Below are 19932 nucleotides of genomic sequence, written 5' to 3'. Positions count from 1 at the left end.
ATCCACCCTCGGCCGGCGGTCAAGCCTTCCTCCCCGGCCCGCTGAACGAACGGCCGGTTTCTTCCGGTCGTCCGCAGAAAGCGGACAAGCCACTATCCTCCCAGAACCGGCCATCAACGGTAGGGCTGGCTTGTACGGAGGCGATTATCCGTGCCAATCCTCGCCTAACAGAGGGATAGGCAAATGTCGAAACTGATGCGAGAAGCTCGGCCTGGCTTTGCATTTGCCGGCGTCGGGTGCGGATTGCTTGGCTCGACCATCGGTCCGATTGGGCGTCATTTTGGGGGATCCGACGGTGTAACGGGGGCGATCCAGGCGCTACTAATATGCAGCGCTGTGGTCCTGGCGATCGTAGCATTTAGGCAGTTGAGGCGATCCGCCTAATTCACGTGTCGCAAAAGCGGTCGTTCTGCTTCCCACCATATTTTCATATAGCGCAGCGCAGATATTCTCACAGCTCGTACTATGCCTCTGGCAAACAGCGATGCTGCGCCCCTGCCGGTGCAACAGAAATGCGCCTGGATTGGCAGGGCTATCATCTTGGAACGGGATTAGCCCACGACCACCGCCGATTAAGAATTTGGTGAGAGTTCTGACCATAATGGGCATAGATGGCTAATTCCCGTCAGATCGAGCTCGTGCAGGAGAGCTTCGCACTTGTCCTGCCCGTCACGCAGCAAGCTGCCGAGGAATTTTATCGTAGGCTGTTCGTCATCGCGCCGCGAACTCAGGGCCTTTTTCGACATGATATGGTAGAGCAGGGCCGAAAGCTCTTCCTAACGCTTGCGACCGTTGTTGACGCGTTGGACAGGTTGGACGATATTTTGCCGGTCGCCTCTGCCTTGGCGATCAGGCATGTACCTTACGGTGTAAGTCCGAACGACTATGCAGCCGTTGGGGCTGCATTGATCGAAACCCTAGCTGCAATGTTGGGCGATCGCTTTGACGTGGAAACTGAGGCGGCATGGGTATCAGCGTATGACTTGCTTGCAGGTGCGATGATCACGGCGGCTTATGTCGCCAAGCCGGACCATGTTGAAGCATGACCCACCCGTACAATGAAACGAACCAAGCTGTATTGCGATTAGTAGAAAGCCGCGTGCCGCCCAACCCACTCGCTTTTTGTTCGTCGGCTCCATCGCTAAGCCAAGAAGCAGAGTATTTTGTCAGGCGCGCCCTGAGCATGATGTCGCGTGCCAGCATTTTGGTCAAGGCGGACCGTCAAGATGCAATCGCTTTGCTGTGCGCATCTCGTACCCGGCTTGCCAAGCATTTTCAGCGGTACCAAATATTTAAACACGGCCGCATCTTCAATCCGGTCATCGCTTCTGGCTCCGCCTCTAGCAAGGTCGTTGCAAGAGGAATGAAGGTAGATTGCATGCAGCTTGGCGAGATGTTCGGTGCCTACCATACGCGATGGCAGGGGCTTCGCTCCGAGGATTGGCTTAGCTATCGCCACGATATGTTAGCTACGGTCGAGGTTCTAAGGGTACATATTGAGTCAGAACTCCGTGCCATGCATCAGCTTTTAATGATTTCGGAACTATACGGCCGGCGTAGTGCCCATGAACACCACTGATAAGAACTAGCACTATCCGGCGGCGAGTTTCGGCCAGATAGTGCCATATGCAGCTGGCAGGCAACGCCATAAAGGCTCCGTCCGGCTGCCTACCCGGTGCCTGACCGAATCGCAGCTTACCACGCTTGGCCGCTCAAAAGCGGACTGGCGGCTTTCTGTTCGATGCGGACTATCAACTAGCGCAAGCTTCACTAACAGCATGACCGCTTTCTGATTGTCCAGCATCGTCCGACTTAGCCTTGCCTCGGCATATGTCAGATGATGCCGGAGCCTATCCCGGTTCATCATCTTCCGCCCCATGCCTAGACGCGATAATCCAGAACCAGTCAGGGATGACGTCGCATTTCGTCATAGAGATTGCGCACGCGGAGCAACCACAGCATCCTTGGCGGGTTCAGGCTCCTCATGCCGACCCAACCATGGTGAGGTATGCCCAAGAGAGGCAGAAAATGGCATCGGCTGACGAAATGACCAACGCGCTTGATGTGGCGCTCGCTACAGCGCACGCAGAATACAAAGACGCCGTCATTGAGCTTGCGACACGTGAGGCAGCCAAGGACATGGGCCCCGCTCGTGCACCCGCAGATATCGATCGTATCCATCATGCGCGCACTCGTGTGATTGGACTGGATGCCGCCCGTGAGGAACTATCGCGCATCATTAACGAAGGCTTTTCCCTCCCCAGCACGTGAGCGCCTGCCCTGGCGACCTCACGAGCTATTCAGCCACTGCAGCGTAGAGCATGGCCTGGATTATCTTTGGAGAAGAATATGTGTACAGTAGGTCGGGGCGTTTCTCCACTTAAAGCCGCCCTCGATCACTTGCGGCATGCCCTTACACATCTAGACGCGGCCGAACAGCATGCCGCTGCCGCCCAAGTTGACCACATCATTCACGATGTTCAGGCAACGATAAGTGCCGCGTCCGGCACTTGATAAACTGTCGCTAGCATGGCCTCCATTTTGTTAAGCCCCGCCTGTGTGAATTGGATGCTGCGCCCGAGATCACCGTCGAGCTGAACGACGCCGCGTTTCTGCAATACGATCATCCAACGTGCTGCGGTCGAACTGGATATCTTCGAATATGCCGCAACCTCGGCAAGGCTTATGTTACGGCCCTCTGCTTCGGCCAGATAGATGCCGACGAGTAGCGAACCAATTGGATCAGTGCTTAGCTCATCTCCAAAGAGCTTGATCCGCGCGGTATGAACATAGCGAATGCGCAGAGCGGCTTCCCACAGCCGCGCCGGCGGCAGAGCACGACCGTTGTCTTGCCAAAATAAGGTACTGATCAATCGGCCCGGATCGGCAAATCGGGTCACCAAAAGGTTTGCAGCAATCGAGCTTCCATCTGGTCGAATGTAACGCTTCTGCAGCCGTACCGGAGCAGCGCCGTCCTCCAGGGCTAGGAGCATGCGCGCGCTTCTCTCCAAATCCCTCGGATCCGTTATAGCTTTGTAGGAAAGCCCGATGACCGCATCTTCGCTTCGCTGTATGAGATCAAGAAACCCTTGATCCGCTTTAAGAATGACCCCCTCGAGTGTCGATATGCAATGACCCGATGGCATTGGACCTCAGCGTTCCTATGTTGCCTTTATAACATAGGTTAGAAAATGAGTATTGCCAAGGGATACAGTCCTAAGTGGGAGCGCGATGGCGGTTTAGGTGCGCACTGCGTGATAGATACGCCCTTATAAGAGCCATAACCTGACCGATCGTGACAGCGACTCCATTTCGGTTCACCAATGATGAGATGCAGCATAATTTCACTATGGGCATCGGTCGCAGCCATCAAAGAAGCAGGCTGAACATCGTTCGTCAGCCCGCTTCTATAATGTGCGTCACGGTAGTTAATCGGTTGCGTCCGCCCCTTTTACCTTCCGAGCAGATTTGGCCTCCTTTTTAGGGGCATTCGGCTGCCCAGGCTTCCGGCCAAGACCGATTGTCTTTGCCATGGCGCTGCGGCTTTCACTGTAAGCTGGCGCCACCATCGGGTAATCAGCCTTGAGACCATAGCGGGTGCGGTATTCGTCCGGCGTCATGCCGTTGGTCGCGAGATGACGGCGCAGCGTCTTGTAAGGCTTGCCATCAATCATCGAGATGATGTGGTCGCGCGACGCGAGCGATTTACGTACCGAGACTGCAGCAGTGTATTCCTGCGCCGGAGCAGCGTCGCCGCTGTTCGACGCATTGCCTGCAGACAGACCCAAGACGGTATCATGCATCCGCTGCAGGAATGCAGGTACGTCATCAGCATTGACCCGATTGTTCGAGTTGCTCAGCCACGCAACCGTGAGCTCAGTTGCCAGCTCGACCGTGCTCAGGCCCGTATCGAAATCGTCTTGATCAGCCATTTTTGCTCCTTTGGCGGTGATGCTCCTTCTTTAGTAGCGGCGACTTCGTAAACAAGCATATTAGATAAAGCGGACGCGCCATGCCGGGCGCTAGAGGGCGATTATTTTGATAATCAACCTGCGTGCAGCGCGAATTGACTTGGCTGCATTGGCCGGGAGGCTCTGACCTAAAATGGTTTGGACAACCTCGGCCTTTACCGAAGCCTTGCGCTCGGGCTCGCCACACCCCCAAGATGACGGCATGAACAAAACTGGCACCGAGATTCTGGGAACGAGGCTGTTTGCGGACGGCAGGGCAATAGAGAAGACGCTCAAGCGTCTGCCGGCGGACATCAGAAAGCGCTTGCCGCAGCTTCGTCGCGAATGGCCGGAGGCGGAGGCGGAGCAGCTCAGAGACACGCTTCATGCAGAATTTGCAATCGAGTCGCTAGTCATCGGCGAAGTTAGGGCGATCAAAATCGAAACCACTACGCGCAAATTCCTCAATGAATATCGTTGCTGGATGTCAGGCCACCTTCATGAGGCAGAGGTCCCGTTCACCGGACATCCGATGTATTGGCGAGCACCGCTGACGATCCCTCCGTCTTTTAGCTATTACGGTAAGATCGGACTGACGACGATGCGCCTACGCATCTTCATAGATGTCGAAGATTATTACGATTTTCGGAATAGCGTCGAGAAGGAGCTGCATCACGCTCGACAAATCCTGGCTCACAATGAGATTGTGTACCAAACCTATTCGAAGAAAGCTCGTGACATGGTCGATCAGGCTTGGGAGAGTTCGACAAGATAGACGTCATTGACGTATATGCATCTAACGTCTAACCATCGTGGACATGGACGATGCAACCTTTCTCGCCAGCTACGACCCTGCCGCCTTCCCGCCCCTGGCGGTTGCGGTGGACGTCGTCCCCCTCACCTTCACCAACGGTTCGCTTTGCGTCCTGCTGAACAAGCGCACGGAACTGCCGGCCCGCGGCCGCCTTGCTTTGCCCGGCACGTTTGTACGTGCAGACGAGGAACTTGGCGCCGCGGCGCAGCGCGCGCTGCGTGACAAGGCTGGCCTTGATGCGCCGGTGCGCCAGTTCCACGCCTTCGGCGCTGTCGCGCGTGACCCGCGCATGCGCATCGTCAGCATCGGCTACATGGCGGTTGTCGATGCTGAGATCATGGGCCGCGCCTCCACGCCGCTCGGTACGTGCGAGCTGCTGCCGATAAATGGCGGCGTTCTCCGCACGGCGGCGGGTCGCCGCACCTCACTGCCATTCGACCATGATGCCATTCTCTCGCGCGCGCTGTCTGACCTGCGCCGCGATCTCGACCGTGACGATTGGGCGTTCGGCCTGCTGCCTGAGTGCTTCTCGCTGCGCGAGCTGCAGGCGCTGCATGAGGCGATTCGCGGCCAGACGCTGAACAAGCCTGCTTTCCGCAAGCGACTCATCGAAAGCGGCCGCCTGGAAGCGACTGGCGAAATGGAAACCGGCAAGGGCTTTCGCCCTGCCGAATTGTATCGGGCGAGGAGAACTGACCATGCAGCCGACTAAGCAGATCAATGGCCGCGCGATGGGCGCGCGTACCAGTGTATCCCACCCGCTCCAGATCGCCTTCGTCGCGGCAGGTGCCGGCCTTGGCAGCGTCGGAATCACGTTTTGCCCCGGCAAGCAGCAGCATCATGCAGCAACTGGTGCATGGGCGCGCGATCTCGATCTCGACGTCAGCGTTATTGCCGATTGGGGCGCAGCCAGCGTCGTCTCGCTGGTCGAGGACCACGAACTCGCCTCGCTTGGCGTCACGAGCCTCGGCGAGGCGGTGCGTGCTGCCGCTATGGAGTGGCAGCATCTTCCCATCCGCGATGTATCTGTGCCCGACGCCGCGTTCGAGACCGCGTGGCAGAAGACAGGACCGGCGCTACGCAACCAGCTTCGTGCAGGATTCAACGTGCTCGTCCACTGTAAGGGCGGCCTTGGCCGCGCTGGGACGGTTGCTGCGCGGCTGCTGATCGATCTTGGCTGGACACCCGCAGAGGCGCTTGCCGCCGTACGTGAGGTTCGACCTGGTGCGGTCGAGACCGGGGCGCAGGAAGCCTACGTGCGTGCGCTAGTCACCACGCCGGAAGCAACGCTGGCACATTCACCTTCAGCACGCCGCGATTGCAGTCGCGGCGCGCTGCTTGGCTTGGCCATTGGTGACGCCGTCGGCACCACCTTGGAGTTCACCCGGCGCGACAGCGGCGTTGCGGTGACAGATATGGTGGGCGGCGGACCCTTTCACCTGCAACCAGGCGAATGGACCGATGATACCGCCATGGCGCTGGCGCTCGCCGACAGCCTTGCCGCTGAGCCAAAGTTTGACGCCCGTGACCTGATGGGTCGTTTCGTTAGCTGGTGGCGCAGCGGCGAGTATAGCTGCACCGGCCGCTGTTTCGATATCGGCGTGACCACACGGCAGGCACTTGCCCGCTTCGAGCGTGATCTCGATGCTTATGCCGGCAGCGATGATCCGATGAGCGCCGGCAATGGTTCGCTGATGCGCCTTGCCCCGGTCGCGGTGCGCCACTGGCGCGACCGCGAAACGCTTGCCGCCATCGCCGCGCGGCAAAGCCGCACCACCCATGCCGCACCAGAAGCAATCGCCGGCTGCGTCGCCTATGCCGAGATGCTGGCAGATGCGATCTCAGGCATGTCTGCGCATGAGGTGCTGACAGCGGCGCGCCGCAGTGATGCGCCTGCCATCGATGCGATTGTGCGGGGTAGCTGGCGCGGCAAGCTGCGCCGGGACATCCGCTCGTCAGGCTATGTCGCGCACTCACTCGAAGCGGCTCTATGGTGCGTTGGTCGCACCAGCAGCTTTGCTGCCGCGGTGCTGCTCGCCGCCAATCTCGGCGACGATGCCGACACGACGGCGGCCATCACCGGGCAACTGGCTGGCGCGCTATATGGCGCCAGCGGTATCCCTGAGGCCTGGCTGCAGCGCCTCGCCTGGCACGACCGACTGCTTGCCGCGGCTGACCGGCTCATCGATGCGAGCAACGCATGAGCAGGCCAGCCCCGGCAAAGCTGCCGGCTGTGGCGAGCGGATCGGAGAGCGCCTCCCGCTGGCAAGCGCTCTTTGGTTGTCCGGTCCCGCACCGGCTCCCCAGCCTCGTTGAACAGGCCATCGCCTGGCGTGAGCAGGTGGTGCTGCATGGCGATGTCCCCCAAGCCATTGCGCACGATCTGCAGCTCGCGACGGAGCACGCGCTCCAGCGCCGCGGGGTTTGCCAGCCGCCGAGTGCGCCGCAATCGGCTGATAGTCAGAGCAGCATCATCCCGGATGTTGCAGCCGTTGCTGACGTCCCCATCCAGACGTTGGCCGCTGGCAGTATGAATGCCACGCCCGCGCAGCGGCCGGCCGGTGGATCCAAGGCCCGCGCCGGCGTCCTGCCGCCGGCGGCAAGCCAGCTGCTGCCGGGCAGCCAGCTCATCAAGGCATACGGCGGCCGCAACCACGTCGTGGCGGTCGAGGCAGATGGCTTTCGCTATGACGGCGAGCTGTTCAGCTCGTTATCCGCGATCGCCAAGCATATCACCGGCACCCATTGGAACGGCTTGCTCTTCTTTGGCCTGAGGAAGCGGCGCATTTATCCGCCAAAGCCCCGCCGCAATGGCTGAGCTCAAGATCCGCTGTGCGGTCTATACCCGCAAGTCGAGTGAGGAAGGGCTGGAGCAGTCGTTCAACTCGCTGCACGCCCAACGTGAGGCATGCGAGGCCTATATCGCCAGCCAGAAGCACGAAGGCTGGCAGCTCATCCCCACTGCCTATGATGATGGCGGCTTCTCTGGTGGCAGCATGGAGCGGCCAGGATTGAAGGCGCTGCTCGGCGACGTCGAAGCCGGGCTCATCGATACGGTCGTCGTCTACAAGGTCGACCGGCTTACGCGCGCATTGTCCGATTTTGCCCGCATGGTCGACCGATTCGACGCCCGCAAAGTGTCATTCGTCAGCGTGACCCAGGCGTTCAACACCACGACCAGCATGGGCCGGCTCACCCTCAACGTGCTGCTGAGCTTTGCCCAGTTCGAGCGCGAGGTGACCGGGGAGCGCATTCGCGACAAGATCGCCGCGTCCAAGGCCAAGGGCATGTGGATGGGAGGGGCTGTGCCGCTCGGCTACGACGTCGTCGAGCGATTGCTCATCGTCAACGAACCCGAGGCAGCTCAGGTGCGCGACCTCTTCCGGCTCTACCTCAAACACCGCAACGTCGATGCGCTCGTCGAAGCTGCGGACAAGGCCGGGATCCGGTCGAAGTGGCGCGTCTTTGCTGATGGCCGGACGTCTGGTGGCACCAGGCTTGGCCGCGGTTCGCTGTACAGCATCCTTGCGAACCCGATCTATGCCGGCGAGATCGGCCACAAGGACAAGCGCTATCCTGGCCAGCACGAGCGCATCGTGCCGGCCAGCCTCTATGATCCGGTACAGCAATTGCTCCAAGCCAATCGCCGCAAGGCGAAGGGCTCCACGTCCGCAGGGTCCGGGCACATGCTCTCTGGGCTCGTACAGGATGCATCTGGCCAGCGGATGACCGCGACGCACACCGGCAAGGCGAACCGACGCTACTGCTATTACGCCTCGCCTGCGACGCGGGTGCCAGCGGGCGATCTCGACGCGCTCGTTCTTACCGCGCTTCAAGAGACACTCGCCTCTCCTGTCAGGCTCGTCATGGCGCTGCCCAGCCTCGATATGGTGTCTCCTGCCATCATCGCAGGCAGTGCCGCGCTGGGTCAGAGACTCGGAACGACAAACACCGATGCCGAACTCGCTCTCTTTCGGTATCTCGTAGCGCAAGTGAAGGTAACCGAGGCCGGTGTCACGACCACGCTCCAGCTGGACGCGCTAGGGCTTGCCGGCGAGATCGGCACGATTGTCACGCCAGCAAGCCTCGGCCGCGCCAAGGCGCGCCTGACCCTGGTGGTACCCGGCCATGCCGCCCCCAACCCAGACACCAGCCTTATCGCGGTTGTCGCCCAGGCGCGCGGTTGGCTTGCGGATCTTACCAGCGGCAAGCACATTTCCATCCGGGCCATCGCTAGCGCCCATGGCATCACCTCGGCCTATATCCGCCAGTTCATTGGCGCGGCCTTCCTTGCGCCTGATCTGGTGACCCGCATCGTCGAGGGCCGCCAGCCTTCCTGGCTGACGGTGGCGCGGCTCAGCGAGATGCTGCCGCTGCCGGCCGACTGGTCTGCCCAGCGCAGCCTCTTTGCAATGCAGAACTGACGCTTTTGCGTCGTTTTCGCTTGCGTCTTCTCTGACGTCAGACGATCACCGCCTCGCTCCCGAGATACGCGGGAGCGGGGCGTCGAAACCTCTTCTGAACCAGCCGGTCACCTTTTTGGGGGCCGGGTGGCATGCGCGCATGTCCAGCCGGCTTGCCGGTAAAGGCGCATGCGCCTGTACCTTTGGCCCAGGTTTCCAACATCCGGCTTCGGCCGTCGCCCCGAGAGGAACATAGGGGCGACTATCGGCGAAGCTGCACGAGGCGCCCCGCAAGAGGGGAGCTTCATATGACGAATTCAAGGAAGGTCGCTGCGCTCGTGCTGCCACTGGTGGCGAGTGCCTGTAACCCGGCAATGTCGGTCAACGGTATGCAGAAGCGCGAGCCGGTGTTTGTCGCCGACAGCGCGCGTGATGGCAACGCGGTCATCGCCTGCGTGTCTGCCGCCTGGCTGAAGCTCGGCGGCGCTACGCCGAAGTCCGTACCACGCGAGAACGGCGCCATGCTGGTGCTTGGCGATACCTTTCCAATGCTAATGATTGAAACCACGCCCACTGCGACTGGCACCCACGTCATCATGCATCAGTTCAAGACCATGAGGGCGGGCAGTGACCGTAACCGGGTCGAGGAGGTGCGCGCGTGTCTGTGAACCACGGCCACGGCGGCCGCCGCCTACCCCGCCGTCCGCAGTCGTTCGACCCTTATGAGGTCACCGCTATCTACGAGAACCCGGCTACCGGCTGGCGCGAGAGCGTACCGCGCCGCGCCTGGCTTTGGATGCTGCTGTTCGGCCTGTTCTACATGGCCGCGCGCAACCTGTGGCGACCGTTCGCCTTCACACTTGTCGTCCTGATTGGAACGCTGCTCGTTGCCTGGCCGCTGCTCTTCATCGTGGCGCCGGCTTTTTGGATCCTAGCTGCGGTTCAGGCGCAGCGAATGTTCCGTGAGCATTACATGCGGCTTGGCTGGGAGGAGATCGATCCGTGGCATCAGGACGGTGAGGCGTAATGTGAAGCTAGGCAACATGGATGCCTATCATCCCCTACGTGTTGAGGGTAAACTCATCCAAGCCGACGCCAGCGCCCTCGTTCCCAAAGATAACATCGTAGGCCAATAATATGTCTCGCCTGTCGCGTTCGACTTGGTCTTGAACAGATTGGACCGCGAATGTCCGCATCGTGCACAGCGCATCCCAATGCTCGCTCACAAAGGCGCACCATGCTTTTGCGGCCTGCCGATTATGTTCGAGAATGACACCGTGCTGCTTAGCAAGCATTTCTCGAATAGCGATGACTTCCGAGGCAATGGCATAGGGCACCATCGCCACGTCACATGCAAATGACGTGGCGGTGATGACGAGGCTGTTACCATCGATCGTGGCCTTTAGCTTCCTGCGAGCCGACCCGTGCCCCTTTGCTTGGAAAAGGTCGGGGTCACCCGTGAACGGTATCGCCGCTCTGAAGCGCGCGGCAGAGACCCGAGACTCCTTTGTGACCCTGATCACATCGTCCAGCACTATGGGAGCATCAAAGGTCGCAGCTTCGGTCAGCCGCCTGCGCACTTGAAGTTGGGAAAAGGGCTCTGCCGCTAGCGCGTGAGCCGATGCTTGCATCACGCGGGACGATGTCTTTTCATGAAGCATGTCCGCGATGGGGCGGTTGGCGAACAGCTCCGTTCCCAGCAGTCCAAAGCCGGAGTCCGGGATCTGCCGCCGGCGTCGCTCATCAACGGCCTTCATGCCACTCGCCACCCAAATGGTCGATGACGAACGAAGAGCGCGGAAGCCATTCCGCATCGATCCTGGCCTGATAGTCCCGGCTGGCACCGCGGCGCGGCTTACCACGCAGTTGAGCTAGCAGATCATCATGGCGCTGCTGCAACATCTCAAAGCGGGTCACACGCATGCCGTTAGGCCGCCCCTCCCCGATGCTCTGCTCGATATCTTCCAGCTCTTCTGTGATCCTCACTACAGGGTCGATCAGCGTAGAGCGATTAGACAGACGCAGACATGTCTTGCAAAGCCACTCAGTTCCTGCAAATAGTATCACATCTATGTGCCTGCAACATCCTTTACATACAGCAAAAGGACGCAAGTTGCTTTGCGTCGAGCCTTTGTACTCGACAGCAATTTCTACATCGCCATCGGCGCCATCTACATACGGTAAATCCTGGAGATGGAACGACATCACGATTGTATCAGGTTCTGGCGAGTCTAAGGTCGCGAAACCAACCGCGTGTCCCAGGCGATTACGCCAAAGGACATCCGGCTTGCCTACCTTTCGACCACGTAGCGCCTCGCCCATCGATACCCTGGGAAAAGCCTCGCTGTACCGCGGCGGCTGGGTTGTTCTTTGCACCATCGAGTCGCCAAGGCCATGCCAGAGAGCATCACATCGTGGCGGTATAGCATCAGATCACTCACGCTAGTGAGCCAAAAATGGGCACACCACGCTGTCAGCGGCGCTGAAATCTGAACGTAGACGCGTTGGCTTTAAAGCAGGATCTGCAGCGCCGTAAACGCGTCTATAGACGCGCCCAGCATCAGCTAAGCTGCTGCATTCACATCATAATTTAAAAGGTATCGACCGTCCCGTAGGACGTAGTGGCGGAGAGGGAGGGATTCGAACCCTCGGTGCCCGCAAAGGCACGCCGCATTTCGAGTGCGGTACAATCGACCACTCTGCCACCTCTCCGCAGAAGACGTTTCGAGGCGCGAAGGCCTGATCGGTCGGTCGAGGGCGCGCCTCTAACGGGTTCGTTTTACGCTGGCAAGCACCCTTCCGCTTGTGCGGCGCAGAAAGACCCCTAGATTGCGCGCATGCCTCGTCACGATCCTACCGGTGTGCTGCCCTTCGGCGACATCGATGTCCCCGCGATCGCCCATGCCCGCTTCTCGATCGGCGACGTGGTCCGCCACCGCCTGTTCGACTTCCGCGGCGTGATCTTCGACGTCGACCCGGTCTTTTCCAATACCGACGAATGGTATGAGGCGATTCCCGAGAGCGTGCGCCCCACCAAGGAGCAGCCGTTCTACCATCTGCTCGCCGAGAATATGGAATCGAGCTACATCGCTTATGTCAGCCAGCAGAATCTGGTGGCCGACGAAAGCGACGAGCCGATCGATCATCCGGCGATCTCCGGCCTGTTCACCGGTTTCGCCGACGGCCGCTACGCCCTGCGTCGCGAACATCGCCATTAAGTCGAACGGAATCGCTCCCCGACCGTAGAATCGCGGTACCGGGTGGTTGACAGCGCGGCGCGATTTCCTTAGCTGCGACCGCTCATCCCGCCGGGCCTACCCGAGCGGGCATATGTTTTTTGGGAAGTGACTAAGCCATGTTCGCAGTCGTGCGCACGGGCGGCAAGCAGTATCGCGTCGCCGCCGGAGACAAAATCGTCGTCGAGAAGCTGGACGGCGAAGCCGGCGCATCGATCACGCTGGGTGACGTCCTGCTCGCGGGCGAAGGCTCGGAGCTGAAGAGCGTCGAGGGCCTGACCGTCGCTGCAGAGATCGTCGCACAGGCGAAGGGCGAGAAGGTCATCGTCTTCAAGAAGCGCCGCCGTCACAATTATCGCCGCAAGAATGGCCATCGCCAGAACCACACGATCCTCAAGATCGTCTCGGTCGGCTGAGCCACAAGCGCGAACAGGAGTAGAGCAGCATGGCACATAAGAAAGCAGGCGGTTCGTCGCGCAACGGTCGCGATTCGGCCGGTCGTCGCCTCGGCGTGAAGAAGTTCGGTGGTCAGGAAGCGATCGCCGGCAACATCCTCGTGCGTCAGCGCGGCACCAAATTCTATCCAGGCGCCAACGTCGGCATCGGCAAGGATCACACCCTTTTCGCGCTCGTCGACGGCCGCGTGGCGTTCCACGAGGGCAAGCTCGGCCGTAAATTCTGCTCGGTGCAGATTATGGCGGAAGCCGCCGAATAACATCGGGTAACCTGCCGGGTTGCCCACCAGGGTGACCCGGTCGTACCGCCCAGGCGGTGCCAGCCAAATCAGGGAGACGGGTCACCCCGGCTCCCTTTTTTCTTGCTCCCCAACCTTTTGTCCCTGCCGCGTCACAGGCGCGTGGCATGGGCACGGCCAAGGAGAGAGCGAGAAATGTTCGCCAGGACCAAGAGATTGACGTTGCGGCCGGCATGGCCGGAAGATGCCGCGGCGCTGGTGCAGGCGATCGGCCATGACGCGGTCATCCGGATGCTGCTGCGCGTCCCCCACCCCTATCGCCTCGCCGACGCCGAGGCGTTCTGCGCGTCGCCGCGACGCCACGACGAGGCGCGATTCCTCATCGTCGCGCATGATCGCGGCGCGCCGGCCTTGATCGGCGGGATCGGCATTTCGGAACATGAGGGCGCGCCCCATCTCGGCTATTGGCTGACGCCGTCGGCCTGGGGGCGCGGCTATGCGACCGAGGCGGGGCGTGCGGTGGTCGACATGGCGCGCCATGCGCTGCCGCTGCAGCGGCTCGACGCCTGGCATTTCGCCGACAATCCCGCCTCGGGCGCGGTGCTGCGCAAGCTCGGCTTCCGCGCCACCGGCCGGACCGCGATGCGCCACTCGCCGGCGCGCGGCGAGGCGGCGGCGTCGCTGAGCTACGAGATCGACCTCGACGACCGATGCGAGCCGATGCCGATCGCCGCCTAGGATCTCACCGCGGCGCGATCGGCCGGCCCGAGCAGCGCCGCATAGACCGTCAGCAATGCCGCGACGCCGGCCGCCGCGGTGATGCTGACGGTGCCGAGTCGCGGATAGACGAGTGCGCCGAGCACCGCGCCGCCGACGAGGCCGCACCACAGCAACAGATAGGGCAGCCACGCCCAGCGCGGCCCGCCCATCATCGCCGCCGCCAGCCGCTGCGCGAACTTGACCAGCGCGCCGGTCATATAGGTGACGCCGACGCTGACCTCGCCATCGTGCTGGAACAAGGTGTTGGCCATCCCCATCGCCGCTGCGAGCAGAGCGGTGGTGGCGCCGACCGACACCCGGCCATCGGTCGCCGCCGCGCAGGCGAGCAGCAGCGTGACGCCGATCAACGCCGCCGGCTTGCGGCGCGCGCCCGCCGCGACGGTGACGATCGTCCCGGCCACCACCCCGCCGACGAACGCGACGATCAGCCCCGCCGCGACTCCGGCGACGGGCAGCCCCAGCGCCAGCCCGACCGCGAGTCGCGTCGAATTGCCGCTCATGAACGAGACGAACAGCCCGCCCAATTTGAGGAAGCCGACCGCGTCGACATAACCGGCGAGCCCGGCCATCGCCGCACCGAGTATCCAGAACCGCTTGCCATATCGCGTCATGCCGCGACCCTAGCGCGTTTCACCGCGGCGTTTGAAGCCCGCGGCGATCCGTCACGCCGGGCGCGGCAGCACCGCGGCTTCGTAATCGCTCTCCGCCAGCCCGATCAGCACGCGGTCGTCATGCTTCCACGGATGGAAGCCGGGCAGGAAGTAGGCGGCCCAGACGCCCGCGACCTTGCGCGCCATGCCGGGGTTGCCGAACGCATACCAGAACAACCGCGCCCACACCTTCGGCCCGCTCAACCCGTCCTGTCGCAGCAGCTCGAGCATCCCGCGCGTCCGCCCGGTGAAGAACCGCCAGGTGGTGATCAGCATCACCAGCGACTTGACCCGCCAGCGCGTGAAGCGCGGCCAGTCCTTGGTCGCGTGCAACCAGGTGTCGTAGGCGACGCCCTTATGCTCGATCTCCTCGGCGGCGTGCCACAGCCACAGCGCCTTGGGCTGTTCTTCCCCGCCGGCGAGATGCTTCGGATTGGCGATCAGCTCGTGCGCCAGCATCGCGGTGAAATGTTCGAGCGCGGTGGTCGCGGCAAGGCTGGCGATCGGCGGCCGCCCCTTGGTCAGCGCGAGCGCGTCGTCGACATCCTTGTCGAGCCGCCGCACGTCGTAACCCTGATCGGTGACATGCCGGTTGAACGCGACATGCTCGCGCGTGTGCATCACCTCCTGCTTAATGAAGGCGTTGATCTCGCCGGTCAGCTTCGGCGGCGTGCCGTCGCGGAACTTGCGCACGCTGTCGACGAAATAGCCCTCGCCCTTGGGGAACGTCACCGACAGCGCATTGTAGAAGGCGGTCGCGATCGGATCGTCGTTGAGCCACCAGCGGCCCATGCGCGTGCCGCGGCCGAAGCGGCGGTCGCGCGGGGTGATGACCAGATCGGCGGGCGTGGTTGCTTTCGCCATGGAAACCTCCAACAAAGGACTCGCGTCCTCGTACTGACATTCATGTAAATAGGCTCCCGACCTGTCGATCGCAACCCTCCGCAAGCGCCTCTCCCCCGCCGACGCCCGCGAGGCGGCGCTCGCCGCCGCGCAGGCGCTGCTGATCGAGGCCGGCCCGCAGGCGGTGACGCTGAAGGCGGTCGGCGGGCGGATCGGGCGGACCCACGCCAGTCTGCTCCACCATTTCGGCTCGGCCGCGGGGCTGCAACTCGCGCTGATCGCGCGGATGACGCAGGAGATCACCGCGACGATCCGCGACGCGCTACTGCTCGACCGGCCGGCCGAGCCCGATCCGCGCCGGCTCGTCGATCTGGTGTTCGACGCTTTCGACGGCGGTGGCGCCGGCGCGCTGGCGAGCTGGATGATCCTGACCGGCAACCGCGACGCGCTCGATCCGATCCTGTCCGCGGTGCGCGCGCTGGTCGAGGAACTCGCCGCGGGGGTCGCACCCGCCAGCCGTCCGATCCAGGACGAGACGCTGCATCTGGTGCTGATGGCGCTCGGCGACGCGCTGCTGGGCGCGGCCATGGCGCGCACTCTGGGCCTGCCGCGCGACAGGGCCCGCGCGCTCGCCGCGACGATGCTCGCCGCACCGCTCGCGGCGGACGGCTGAACCATCGCCAATGTCGCATGGCACGGCGTCAATGCCGCCGCCCCTGCACCGCTGCGCGATGACCCGGTAGGACAGCGACACGAGGCGCGGCCAGCCGACATCGCGCGACCGACAGGTCGCCCGACCGGCCGATCGCCCGCACGACGCCACGGCCGGTCGGACGGCCGACGGCGCCGGCTCGGACGAAAGAAGACGGCGGCCGCATCAAGGCACGCTGCCACGGGTGGAGGATGTACGGATAGGCGGATGCTCCAGGCATCTGCCTGACGGTGCCGTCGATCGGTGTCGCGATGGGGGTCGCGACGCCGGTCGGCGGTTACCGCTGCCTAGACCAGCGTGTGCTGCGCGCGATATTCGCCCGGCGTGATGCCATAGACCTCGCGGAACGCCCGGCCGAGATAGGCTGCGTCGCAGAACCCCCAGCGCTCGGCGAGCATCGCGATCGTCTGCCGGTCCCCCGCCGTCCGCAGGCTTTCGGCGATGCGCGCCAGCCGACGGGTGCGGATATAGGCCTGCACCCCGCCCTCCTCCTGCAACAGCCGGTACAGCGTCGACCGCGACACGCCGAGCGCACGGCTCAGCCGCGTCGTGTTGAGCGAGGGCGACCCCAATTGCCGCTCGATCGTCTCGCGCAATTCGAACGACAGGCCGCGCTCGTGCAGTTCGGTATCCGCCGGGACGGTGCCGAGGCTGGCGGAGAGTACGATGGTGAACAGGTCGAGCACGGTCTGCGCCAGCGCCGGACCGCTGGTCAGCGGCAGATGATGGGCGGTGTCGCGCAACGTCGCGAGGTGCGAGACCAGCAGCGCCGCCTGTTCCGGCGCGATGACATGGCCGTGCAGGCTGCGCACCGACCCCGGCAGCATCCGCTCCGCCATCGCGCGCGGCAGCGTGAAGCCGGTGCTGATCGACGCGTCCGATCCATGCGCCTGCGTCTGCGCGAGGTCGGCCAGCACGATCGATCCGCCCGGCGCGACGAGGTCGCGGCCCGCCATGTCGCCGCGCGCGCCGCCCTGGTGCCGGACGTTGACGACCAGATCGTCGCTCTGGTCGCGCGCGATCGTATCGCTCCGCCGCACCCAGTCCTGCGCCGTGATCCGCGCCTGCCCGATCCCGATCGTGCCGAGATCGAGCCAGTCCATCGAGACGGTGAAGGGCTCGTGCGGCTTCGTGTCGAACCGCGTCGACAGGCCGGCGATATCGGCGTCGCGCCAGCAGGCATAGCCCTGCGTCGCCGGCAGTCCGTCCGAACTGAAGACGCGCTGCCACGCCAGTCTTTCGGCGCCGGGGGCGGGCAGGGAATCGCGCGGCATCGTCACCTGCGGGGTTTTAGCGCCAGCGGAAATGCGCGCACAATGATCTTGTTGCCCGCGATCGGCGATGGCGCCGCCGCCGCGGGGGTGGCCGTTCCCGCCCGGGACGCTAAAGAGGCGGCATGCATTTTCTCGACCAGGCCAAGATCTTCGTCCGCTCCGGCTCGGGCGGCCCCGGCGCCGTCAGCTTCCGGCGCGAGAAATTCATCGAATATGGCGGTCCCGACGGCGGCAACGGCGGCAAGGGCGGCGACATCATCTTCGAAGCGGTCGCCGGCCTCAACACGCTGATCGACTTCCGCTACACGCAGCATTTCCGCGCCCCGCGCGGCTCGGGCGGCTCGGGCAGCAACCGTACCGGCGGCGGCGGCGACGATCTGGTCATCAAGGTTCCGGTCGGCACGCAGGTCCTGTCCGAGGACAAGGACGAGGTGCTGCTCGACTTCACCCGCGTCGGCCAGCGCGAGATCTTCCTGCGCGGCGGCGACGGCGGCCGCGGCAATGCCAGCTACAAGACTTCGACCAACCGCGCGCCGCGCCAGCACGGCACCGGCTGGCCGTATGAGGAGGCGTGGGTGTGGCTGCGGCTCAAGCTGCTCGCCGACGCCGGCCTCGTCGGCCTGCCCAATGCCGGCAAGTCGACCTTCATCAACGCGGTGACCAACGCCCAGGCGAAGGTCGGCGAATATGCCTTCACCACCACCCGCCCCCAGCTCGGCGTGGTGCGCCATCACGCCCGCGAATTCGTCGTCGCCGACATCCCCGGCCTGATCGAGGGCGCGGCGGACGGCGCCGGGATCGGCGACCGGTTCCTCGGCCATATCGAACGCTGCCGCGTGCTGCTGCATTTGGTCGACGCCAATGACGACGACGTCGCGGAAAGCTACCGCATCGTCCGCGAGGAGCTGGAGGCCTATGGCGGCGGGCTGGTCGACAAGCCGCACGTCGTCGCGCTCAACAAGATCGACATGCTCGACGACGAACTGATCGAGGCGCTGTCCGCCGAACTGGCGGAAGAGAGCGGCACCGACGTGATCCCGTTGTCGGGCGCGGCGGGCACCGGCGTCGACTGGGTGCTCGACAAATTGCTCGAGGCGATCGGCCCCGGCCCGGATACGGTCCCCGACAACGACGAGGGCGAAGACGAGATCACCTGGTCGCCGGTGTAAACACCGTTCAAGTCCTCCCCCGCCAGGGGGAGGTGGCAGGCCGAAGGCCTGTCGGAGGGGGAGGATACGGCGAACGTGGTCGTATGGTGCAAACACCGTCGAAGTCCTCCCCCGTCAGGGGGAGGTGGCGCCGCGAAGCGGTGACGGAGGGGGCGGATACGGTGAGCTTAGCGTTTGCGGAAACGTCCCCCTCCACCACCCGCTGACGCGGGCGGTTCCCCTCCCCCGCTAAAGCGAGGGAGGACTTGCCGGGTTAATATAAGCTAGACCCCCACCCCATGCCCCTCTTCCCTCCCGCCACCTGCCCGCGCCTGATCGTCAAGGTCGGCTCCGCGTTGCTCGTCGCGCCCGACGGCGCGGTGCGGCGCGCGTGGCTCGCGACGCTCGTCGCCGACATCGCCGCGCGCGCCCGCGAGGGCCAGCAGGTCGCGATCGTCTCGTCGGGCGCGATCGCGCTCGGCGCGCGGCGACTCGGACTCGCCAAGGGCGGTCGCGCCAGCCTCGAAGACGCGCAGGCGGCCGCGGCGACCGGCCAGATCGCGCTCAGCCAGACCTGGGCGGAGCTGCTCGGCGACCACGGCCTCACCGCCGCGCAGATGCTGGTGACGCTCGACGATCTCGAGGACCGCCGCCGCTATCTCAACGCCGCCGCCACGCTCGGCCGGCTGCTCGGGCTCGGCGTGGTGCCGGTGATCAACGAGAACGACAGCGTCGCCACCGAGGAAATCCGCTTCGGCGACAACGACCGCCTCGCCGCGCGCGTCGCGCAGGCGGCGGGGGCGCAGGGCGTCGTGCTGCTGTCGGATGTCGACGGGCTGTACGACGCCAACCCGCACACCAACCCCGATGCGCAGCATATAGCGCGGGTCGAGCGGATCGACGCGGTCGCCGGCATGGCCGATGCGGGATCGGCGTCGGGCATGGGTTCGGGTGGAATGGTATCGAAGATCGCCGCGGCGCGAATCGCCACCGGCGCCGGCGCCAATCTCGCGATCGCCAGCGGCCGGCGCGACCATCCGCTCGCCGGACCGCAGCGCCATACGCTCTTCGTCGCCGAACGCGCCGCCCCGGCCCGCAAGGCGTGGCTGGCGGGCGGGCTGACCGCGCGCGGACGCATCCACGTCGATGCGGGTGCGGCACGCGCGCTGGTGGCGGGCGGCAGCCTGCTCGCCGCTGGCGCGACGCGGGTCGAGGGGACGTTCGGCCGCGGCGACCTGGTGACGATCGAAGGGCCGGACGGCACGATCGCGCGCGGCCTGTCGGAATATGCGGCGGACGAGGCGCTACGACTGCTCGGCACGCGCTCGGAGGATCAGGCGGCGATCTTGGGCTACGCGCCGCGCGCCGCGCTGGTCCACCGCAACCATCTGGCGCTGCTGTGATATCGCCAGCCTCTTCGAGAGGCCG

The 19932-nt window shown here is 63.7% G+C and carries 24 protein-coding genes and 1 tRNA gene; 17 read left to right on the top strand and 8 right to left on the bottom strand.

The features are described 5' to 3' along the window. The first annotated feature begins 611 nt into the window (after positions 1 to 611). The 3 genes from SFC76_RS16330 (at position 612) to SFC76_RS16320 (ending at position 2271) form a co-directional block, all read left to right on the top strand. Positions 612 to 1046 (top strand): globin family protein, encoded by a 435-nt coding sequence (locus SFC76_RS16330; RefSeq protein WP_322850455.1) that lies wholly within the window; start codon positions 612 to 614, stop codon positions 1044 to 1046. Further along, positions 1043 to 1579: a hypothetical protein gene (locus tag SFC76_RS16325; protein WP_156143798.1), complete on the top strand. Its 537-nt coding sequence runs from the start codon at positions 1043 to 1045 to the stop codon at positions 1577 to 1579. The genes SFC76_RS16330 and SFC76_RS16325 overlap by 4 nt, the downstream gene beginning before the upstream one ends. A 332-nt stretch (positions 1580 to 1911) precedes the next feature. Next, positions 1912 to 2271, top strand: a complete 360-nt coding sequence (locus SFC76_RS16320) for a hypothetical protein (RefSeq protein ID WP_322850454.1) — start codon at positions 1912 to 1914, stop codon at positions 2269 to 2271. 209 nt (positions 2272 to 2480) lie between these two features. On the opposite strand, the gene SFC76_RS16315 is transcribed toward SFC76_RS16320, so the two are convergent. Together SFC76_RS16315 and SFC76_RS16310 are read right to left on the bottom strand one after the other, a co-directional pair. Next, positions 2481 to 2993, bottom strand: coding sequence for a PAS domain S-box protein (locus SFC76_RS16315; RefSeq protein ID WP_245640876.1), 513 nt, complete (start codon positions 2991 to 2993; stop codon positions 2481 to 2483). A 435-nt stretch (positions 2994 to 3428) separates the two neighbouring features. After that, positions 3429 to 3932 (bottom strand): MucR family transcriptional regulator, encoded by a 504-nt coding sequence (locus SFC76_RS16310; protein ID WP_038661409.1) that lies wholly within the window; start codon positions 3930 to 3932, stop codon positions 3429 to 3431. 172 nt (positions 3933 to 4104) lie between these two features. On the opposite strand from SFC76_RS16310, the gene SFC76_RS16305 reads away from it, so the two are divergent. The 7 genes from SFC76_RS16305 (at position 4105) to SFC76_RS16275 (ending at position 10194) form a co-directional block, all read left to right on the top strand. Continuing rightward, on the top strand, positions 4105 to 4725 hold the full coding sequence (locus SFC76_RS16305; RefSeq protein ID WP_322850453.1) for a hypothetical protein: 621 nt from the start codon (positions 4105 to 4107) through the stop codon (positions 4723 to 4725). A 43-nt stretch (positions 4726 to 4768) separates the two neighbouring features. Next, entirely contained in the window at positions 4769 to 5476 is a 708-nt protein-coding gene (locus SFC76_RS16300) for an NUDIX hydrolase (RefSeq protein ID WP_322850452.1), read from the top strand. Beyond that, entirely contained in the window at positions 5463 to 6968 is a 1506-nt protein-coding gene (locus tag SFC76_RS16295; RefSeq protein ID WP_322850451.1) for an ADP-ribosylglycohydrolase family protein, read from the top strand. Before SFC76_RS16300 ends, SFC76_RS16295 begins: the two co-directional genes overlap by 14 nt. Next, positions 6965 to 7582, top strand: coding sequence for a DUF2924 domain-containing protein (locus SFC76_RS16290; protein WP_322850450.1), 618 nt, complete (start codon positions 6965 to 6967; stop codon positions 7580 to 7582). The genes SFC76_RS16295 and SFC76_RS16290 overlap by 4 nt, the downstream gene beginning before the upstream one ends. Next, on the top strand, positions 7575 to 9188 hold the full coding sequence (locus tag SFC76_RS16285; protein WP_322850449.1) for a recombinase family protein: 1614 nt from the start codon (positions 7575 to 7577) through the stop codon (positions 9186 to 9188). The genes SFC76_RS16290 and SFC76_RS16285 overlap by 8 nt, the downstream gene beginning before the upstream one ends. 287 nt (positions 9189 to 9475) lie before the next feature. Beyond that, complete coding sequence (locus SFC76_RS16280) at positions 9476 to 9835, top strand: hypothetical protein (RefSeq protein ID WP_322850448.1); 360 nt, start codon at positions 9476 to 9478, stop codon at positions 9833 to 9835. Continuing rightward, a complete protein-coding gene (locus SFC76_RS16275; RefSeq protein WP_322850447.1) occupies positions 9826 to 10194 on the top strand; it encodes a hypothetical protein in 369 nt (122 codons plus the stop codon). Before SFC76_RS16280 ends, SFC76_RS16275 begins: the two co-directional genes overlap by 10 nt. 34 nt (positions 10195 to 10228) lie before the next feature. Here the strand turns inward: SFC76_RS16275 and SFC76_RS16270 are convergent, their stop codons facing one another. The 3 genes from SFC76_RS16270 to SFC76_RS16260 form a co-directional block, all read right to left on the bottom strand. After that, entirely contained in the window at positions 10229 to 10924 is a 696-nt protein-coding gene (locus SFC76_RS16270; protein WP_322850446.1) for a hypothetical protein, read from the bottom strand. Continuing rightward, complete coding sequence (locus SFC76_RS16265) at positions 10911 to 11372, bottom strand: hypothetical protein (protein ID WP_322850445.1); 462 nt, start codon at positions 11370 to 11372, stop codon at positions 10911 to 10913. Before SFC76_RS16265 ends, SFC76_RS16270 begins: the two co-directional genes overlap by 14 nt. 417 nt (positions 11373 to 11789) lie before the next feature. Continuing rightward, a tRNA-Ser gene (locus SFC76_RS16260) sits at positions 11790 to 11879 on the bottom strand. A 125-nt stretch (positions 11880 to 12004) separates the two neighbouring features. On the opposite strand from SFC76_RS16260, the gene hspQ reads away from it, so the two are divergent. The 4 genes from hspQ to SFC76_RS16240 all read left to right on the top strand — a co-directional run bounded on the left by hspQ (position 12005) and on the right by SFC76_RS16240 (position 13835). After that, positions 12005 to 12385: a heat shock protein HspQ gene (gene hspQ / locus SFC76_RS16255; RefSeq protein ID WP_322850444.1), complete on the top strand. Its 381-nt coding sequence runs from the start codon at positions 12005 to 12007 to the stop codon at positions 12383 to 12385. Between the two features lie 137 nt (positions 12386 to 12522). Continuing rightward, on the top strand, positions 12523 to 12819 hold the full coding sequence (gene rplU / locus SFC76_RS16250; protein ID WP_017979337.1) for a 50S ribosomal protein L21: 297 nt from the start codon (positions 12523 to 12525) through the stop codon (positions 12817 to 12819). A gap of 29 nt (positions 12820 to 12848) precedes the next feature. Then, entirely contained in the window at positions 12849 to 13118 is a 270-nt protein-coding gene (rpmA, locus tag SFC76_RS16245) for a 50S ribosomal protein L27 (RefSeq protein WP_037534549.1), read from the top strand. 174 nt (positions 13119 to 13292) lie between these two features. Further along, the gene (locus SFC76_RS16240) at positions 13293 to 13835 is read left to right on the top strand and encodes a GNAT family protein (protein ID WP_322850443.1); all 543 of its coding nucleotides are present in this window, start codon (positions 13293 to 13295) and stop codon (positions 13833 to 13835) included. Here the strand turns inward: SFC76_RS16240 and SFC76_RS16235 are convergent. After that, complete coding sequence (locus tag SFC76_RS16235; protein ID WP_322850442.1) at positions 13832 to 14488, bottom strand: YoaK family protein; 657 nt, start codon at positions 14486 to 14488, stop codon at positions 13832 to 13834. The two genes, SFC76_RS16240 and SFC76_RS16235, sit on opposite strands and share 4 nt — an antisense overlap. Positions 14489 to 14539: 51 nt before the next feature. After that, positions 14540 to 15391, bottom strand: coding sequence for a metal-dependent hydrolase (locus tag SFC76_RS16230; RefSeq protein ID WP_322850441.1), 852 nt, complete (start codon positions 15389 to 15391; stop codon positions 14540 to 14542). 67 nt (positions 15392 to 15458) lie between these two features. Between SFC76_RS16230 and SFC76_RS16225 the strand changes: the two genes are divergently transcribed. Next, on the top strand, positions 15459 to 16043 hold the full coding sequence (locus SFC76_RS16225) for a TetR family transcriptional regulator (RefSeq protein ID WP_322850468.1): 585 nt from the start codon (positions 15459 to 15461) through the stop codon (positions 16041 to 16043). Between the two features lie 326 nt (positions 16044 to 16369). Here the strand turns inward: SFC76_RS16225 and SFC76_RS16220 are convergent, their stop codons facing one another. Further along, entirely contained in the window at positions 16370 to 17356 is a 987-nt protein-coding gene (locus SFC76_RS16220; protein ID WP_322850440.1) for a helix-turn-helix domain-containing protein, read from the bottom strand. Between the two features lie 122 nt (positions 17357 to 17478). Between SFC76_RS16220 and obgE the strand changes: the two genes are divergently transcribed. Both obgE and proB read left to right on the top strand, forming a co-directional pair. Next, positions 17479 to 18525: a GTPase ObgE gene (gene obgE / locus SFC76_RS16215; RefSeq protein ID WP_322850439.1), complete on the top strand. Its 1047-nt coding sequence runs from the start codon at positions 17479 to 17481 to the stop codon at positions 18523 to 18525. Positions 18526 to 18803: 278 nt separating this feature from the next. Further along, positions 18804 to 19907, top strand: coding sequence for a glutamate 5-kinase (gene proB / locus SFC76_RS16210; protein ID WP_322850438.1), 1104 nt, complete (start codon positions 18804 to 18806; stop codon positions 19905 to 19907). The last annotated feature ends 25 nt before the right edge of the window (positions 19908 to 19932 follow it).

The organism is Sphingomonas sp. CD22 (assembly GCF_034556155.1).
Lineage (GTDB): Bacteria > Pseudomonadota > Alphaproteobacteria > Sphingomonadales > Sphingomonadaceae > Sphingomonas.
This window is presented reverse-complemented; position numbering and strand designations above follow the sequence as displayed.

Excerpts from the sequence above, each read along its gene's own strand:
- SFC76_RS16290 (WP_322850450.1), top strand. The coding sequence starts at position 6,965 with ATGAGCAGGCCAGCCCCGGCAAAGCTGCCGGCTGTGGCGAGCGGATCG.
- SFC76_RS16300 (WP_322850452.1), top strand. The coding sequence starts at position 4,769 with ATGGACGATGCAACCTTTCTCGCCAGCTACGACCCTGCCGCCTTCCCG.
- SFC76_RS16295 (WP_322850451.1), top strand. The coding sequence starts at position 5,463 with ATGCAGCCGACTAAGCAGATCAATGGCCGCGCGATGGGCGCGCGTACC.
- SFC76_RS16265 (WP_322850445.1), bottom strand. The coding sequence starts at position 11,372 with ATGTCGTTCCATCTCCAGGATTTACCGTATGTAGATGGCGCCGATGGC.
- SFC76_RS16325 (WP_156143798.1), top strand. The coding sequence starts at position 1,043 with ATGACCCACCCGTACAATGAAACGAACCAAGCTGTATTGCGATTAGTA.
- SFC76_RS16305 (WP_322850453.1), top strand. The coding sequence starts at position 4,105 with ATGGTTTGGACAACCTCGGCCTTTACCGAAGCCTTGCGCTCGGGCTCG.
- SFC76_RS16280 (WP_322850448.1), top strand. The coding sequence starts at position 9,476 with ATGACGAATTCAAGGAAGGTCGCTGCGCTCGTGCTGCCACTGGTGGCG.
- hspQ (WP_322850444.1), top strand. The coding sequence starts at position 12,005 with ATGCCTCGTCACGATCCTACCGGTGTGCTGCCCTTCGGCGACATCGAT.
- SFC76_RS16235 (WP_322850442.1), bottom strand. The coding sequence starts at position 14,488 with ATGACGCGATATGGCAAGCGGTTCTGGATACTCGGTGCGGCGATGGCC.
- SFC76_RS16320 (WP_322850454.1), top strand. The coding sequence starts at position 1,912 with ATGACGTCGCATTTCGTCATAGAGATTGCGCACGCGGAGCAACCACAG.
- obgE (WP_322850439.1), top strand. The coding sequence starts at position 17,479 with ATGCATTTTCTCGACCAGGCCAAGATCTTCGTCCGCTCCGGCTCGGGC.
- SFC76_RS16240 (WP_322850443.1), top strand. The coding sequence starts at position 13,293 with ATGTTCGCCAGGACCAAGAGATTGACGTTGCGGCCGGCATGGCCGGAA.
- SFC76_RS16270 (WP_322850446.1), bottom strand. The coding sequence starts at position 10,924 with ATGAAGGCCGTTGATGAGCGACGCCGGCGGCAGATCCCGGACTCCGGC.
- SFC76_RS16310 (WP_038661409.1), bottom strand. The coding sequence starts at position 3,932 with ATGGCTGATCAAGACGATTTCGATACGGGCCTGAGCACGGTCGAGCTG.
- SFC76_RS16220 (WP_322850440.1), bottom strand. The coding sequence starts at position 17,356 with ATGCCGCGCGATTCCCTGCCCGCCCCCGGCGCCGAAAGACTGGCGTGG.
- rpmA (WP_037534549.1), top strand. The coding sequence starts at position 12,849 with ATGGCACATAAGAAAGCAGGCGGTTCGTCGCGCAACGGTCGCGATTCG.
- SFC76_RS16330 (WP_322850455.1), top strand. The coding sequence starts at position 612 with ATGGCTAATTCCCGTCAGATCGAGCTCGTGCAGGAGAGCTTCGCACTT.
- rplU (WP_017979337.1), top strand. The coding sequence starts at position 12,523 with ATGTTCGCAGTCGTGCGCACGGGCGGCAAGCAGTATCGCGTCGCCGCC.
- proB (WP_322850438.1), top strand. The coding sequence starts at position 18,804 with ATGCCCCTCTTCCCTCCCGCCACCTGCCCGCGCCTGATCGTCAAGGTC.
- SFC76_RS16230 (WP_322850441.1), bottom strand. The coding sequence starts at position 15,391 with ATGGCGAAAGCAACCACGCCCGCCGATCTGGTCATCACCCCGCGCGAC.
- SFC76_RS16285 (WP_322850449.1), top strand. The coding sequence starts at position 7,575 with ATGGCTGAGCTCAAGATCCGCTGTGCGGTCTATACCCGCAAGTCGAGT.
- SFC76_RS16315 (WP_245640876.1), bottom strand. The coding sequence starts at position 2,993 with ATGCTCCTAGCCCTGGAGGACGGCGCTGCTCCGGTACGGCTGCAGAAG.